At 70.6% G+C, this 3,574-nt stretch carries 4 protein-coding genes; all 4 read left to right on the top strand.

What is annotated here, in order from left to right; genetic code table 11:
* Positions 1 to 1,197, top strand: a 1,197-nt coding sequence (locus RMO40_RS24690; protein ID WP_309726484.1) for an ester cyclase, incomplete at its 5' end; no start/stop codon positions are given.
* On the top strand, positions 1,194 to 1,967 hold the full coding sequence (locus RMO40_RS24685) for a hypothetical protein (RefSeq protein WP_309726482.1): 774 nt from the start codon (positions 1,194 to 1,196) through the stop codon (positions 1,965 to 1,967). The genes RMO40_RS24690 and RMO40_RS24685, both read left to right, overlap by 4 nt.
* Positions 1,968 to 1,992: 25 nt before the next feature.
* On the top strand, positions 1,993 to 3,312 hold the full coding sequence (gene hisD, locus RMO40_RS24680) for a histidinol dehydrogenase (RefSeq protein ID WP_309726480.1): 1,320 nt from the start codon (positions 1,993 to 1,995) through the stop codon (positions 3,310 to 3,312).
* A gap of 13 nt (positions 3,313 to 3,325) precedes the next feature.
* Positions 3,326 to 3,574 (top strand): SDR family NAD(P)-dependent oxidoreductase (locus tag RMO40_RS24675; RefSeq protein WP_309726478.1); only part of this gene is annotated, 249 nt, incomplete at its 3' end.

Genomic DNA, 3,574 nt, shown 5'->3' with positions numbered 1-3,574 from the left:
TGTTATGCATACGCATGCAATGCGCGGGCCGGCATTGTGGCCGTCACAGCACTGCCGCAGCAGGCCGGGCGGAGCGGCATGAGCGCCGCCCTCTGGAACCAGTTGCCCGAGGTGCGCTCGCCGGCCGGCCGCACCGCGGCCGACCTGTTTGCCGAGGGTCCGCACCGGCAGGCCCTGCCCGGTTTCGAGCCGGTCTACCGCGACATCGTCGACTACATCGTTCGCTGCACCCACCGCATCTGGGAACAGAAAGATGTCGGCCTGTGCCGCACCCACTACGCCGACGACTGCGTGATGCACACGCTGAATGGCCCGAGCTGCGGCGTGGATGTCGTGGTGCAGGGCACGCTGTCGGCGCTCGCGGCCTTCGCCGACCGGCAGGTGATTGCCGAAGACGTGATCTGGAGCGAAGACGCGCCGGGGCTCTTCTACTCCTCGCACCGCATCACCAGCCGCTCGACGCACGAGGGCGTCGATGCGCTGTACGGTGCCGGTGCGGGCCGTGCCCAGATGGCGACCACCGTGGCCGACTGCCTGGTGCGCGAGAACCTGATCGTCGAGGAATGGCTCTTCCGAGACAACGCGCGCGCGGCCTTGCAGATGGGGCATTCGCCGCGCGAGGTGGCCATGGCGCAAGCCGAAGCCGATCGCTTGGGCGACCCGGCCCGCCACGCCTGGCGGCAAGACTGGATCGACCGCGTGCGCGGCCAGGAACAAAAGCCGAAGGGGCCCGACCCCGCCGACCCCGAGCACCCGGCAGCGGGGCCGGCACGGCTGCTCGCCGCCGCCTGGCGCGACGACCTGTACGGCGAAGCCGCGCGCCAGGTCTCGCCCAGCATCGAGGTCTGCTGGCCCACCGGCCGCAACTGCTGGGGCCGCGGGTACTGGGTCGGTTGCCTGATGCAGTTGCGCGCGCAGTTGCACCGCTTCACGATGGCCATCGACCATTGGGCTGCGCGCCCGCTGCCGCACGGCGAAGTGGCCGTCGCGCTGCGCTGGTCGGCCTGCGGCGTGCATGCCGGCACGGGGCCCTGGGGGCCGCCCACGGGGCGCGAGATCCTGGTGGCCGGCAGCAGCCATTACGTGCTGCGCAACGGCCGCATCGTGCGCGACCAGACAGTATTCGATGAGCTGGCGGTGCTGCGCCAGGTGCATGGCGGCCTGGGTGCCCAGGCGCCCGCCGGAGGTTCGCGGTGACGACCATGACCACGGCTGCCACGGCCGGGACCACGGCTGGCTCCAAGGCCACCACCACGGCCACGACCACGGCCCTCATGGCTGCCGGCACCGACGCCTGGGCCGTCCTGCAACGGCTGCTGTGTGGCCAGGCCGCGGCCGCAGACTGCTTGGCCAACGCCTTGCGCGTCGAGGCCTTCGGCCACACCATTTTCGGCCGCACCGACGCGCTCGACCTGTTCGAGGCCCAGCCGCTGGCTCTGTCGAGCGCAGCGCAGGTCCTGGTGTCTCCTCAGGCCATCGCGGTCATCGACGACGCGGCCGACGGCCGCGCCAACGGCGTCTTTGCCGATCTCGTCGACGGCGTGATCGCCCGGCTGTGGGTGATCGCCACCACGGCCGCGGGTGCCACCGCCGAGCCCGCCGTGCCGGTGGCCCGCGACGACTTCCTGAGCCAGCTGCGCCAGCGTTGCCAAGGCGACGCGAGCGACCACCCGCAGCTCGAAGTTGGCGCCTGGCCCCACGTCGTCGAACTCGGCAGCGCCGCGCTGGGTGCGTTGAAAGAGCCGGCCGCGGCCAGCAGCAGCCAGGTCTGGGTGATGCGCGCCTTCAGCAGTGGCGAGTCAGTGGCCGCGCTCTACCGCATGCGCGTGCAAGCCGCTACGCTGCCGCGGCAGGCGCACCACAGACTGGCCCTGACCATCGCATCCGTTCAAGCCAATGGTGCGCGCGTGCAGCATCGGCTGGCGCTGTCCGACCCCTTACCCGAACCGCCGCCGGTGTCGTTTTGACAGCCGGCCGCCCAAGGAGACCCCTGTGATCCGCCACCTCAAACGCGGCGCCAGCGCTGCTGCATTGGCCGAAGCCGACGCCAAGGTCCGCACCACCGTCGAAGGCATCTTGAAAGACATCGAGGCGCGTGGCGACGACGCCGTGCGCCAGTACTCGCGCCAGTTCGATCAGTGGGAGCCGGCCGACTTCACGCTGTCGCGCTCCGATATCGAGTCGGCAGTCAAGAAGCTGTCGCCGCGCGAGCTCGAGGACATCCGCTTCGCGCAAAAGCAGGTGCGCAACTTCGCCCAGATCCAGCGCGACAGCATGCGCGACGTCGAGGTCGAAACCCTGCCCGGCGTGGTGCTCGGCCACAAGCACATCCCGGTCAACGCCGTCGGCTGCTACGTGCCCGGCGGCAAGTACCCACTGATCGCCTCGGCGCACATGAGCGTGCTGACGGCCAAGGTGGCCGGGGTCAAGCGCATCGTCTCCACCGCGCCGCCGTTCCAGGGAGCACCGCACCCGGCCATCGTCGCGGCCATGCACTTTGCCGGCGCCGACCAGATCCTGGTGCTGGGTGGCGTGCAGGCGGTGGCGGCGATGGCCATCGGCACGCAGAGCATCCGGGCCGTCGACATGCTCATCGGCCCGGGCAACATGTTCGTCGCCGAAGCCAAGCGCCAGCTCTACGGCCGCGTCGGCATCGACCTCTTCGCCGGCCCGACCGAAACGCTGGTGATCGCCGACGAGTCGGTCGACGGCGAGCTCTGCGCCGTCGACTTGCTCGGCCAGGCCGAGCACGGGCCCACCTCGCCGGCCGTGTTGCTGACGACGAGCGAGAAGCTCGCCCGCGAGACCATCGCGCAGGTCGAGAAGCAACTGTTGAAGCTGCCGACCGCCGGCATCGCGCGGCAGAGCTGGGAGCAGCACGGCGAAGTGATCGTCTGCGATACGGACGACGAAATGCTGGCCGAGGCCGACCGCATCGCCAGCGAGCACGTGCAGGTCATGACCAAAGACCCGGAGTGGTTTCTGGCGCGCATGACGAACTACGGCGCACTGTTCCTGGGCCCGCGAACCAACGTCAGCTTCGGCGACAAGGTGATCGGCACCAACCACACGCTGCCCACCAACAAGAACGCGCGCTACACCGGCGGCCTGTGGGTCGGCAAGTTCCTCAAGACCTGCACCTACCAGCGCGTCACCAGCGACGCGGCCAGCGCCGAGATCGGCGCCATCTGCTCGCGCCTGTGCCACATGGAGAACTTTGCCGGCCACGGCGAGCAGGCCAACATCCGTGTGCGGCGCTACGGCAACCGGCCCGACCTTGCGTGGTACGAGCCGGTGGCAGCGCAGAACTGAAGCGCGTGCGGGAATGATGCTGCCGCGCACGCCCGGCTTTCGGCTCGACGGCCGCCGCGCGCTCGTCACCGGCGCCGGCCGCGGCATCGGGCTGGCCTGCGCTGCGGCCCTTGCGGAGGCGGGCGCCGAGGTGTGGCTCGCGGCGCGCAGCGGCGCCGAGGTCGAAGCCGCCGCGCAGGCGCTGCGCGAGCGCGGCGACCGGGCGAATGCGGTCGTGCTCGACGTCACCGACACGGCCGCCGTGGTGCGCACCGTCGCCGCC

Source organism: Rhizobacter sp. (assembly GCF_031412075.1).
Taxonomy (GTDB): Bacteria; Pseudomonadota; Gammaproteobacteria; order Burkholderiales; family Burkholderiaceae_C; genus Rhizobacter.
Note: the sequence above shows the minus strand (reverse complement) of the source record. Positions and strands in the feature narration are given on the sequence as shown.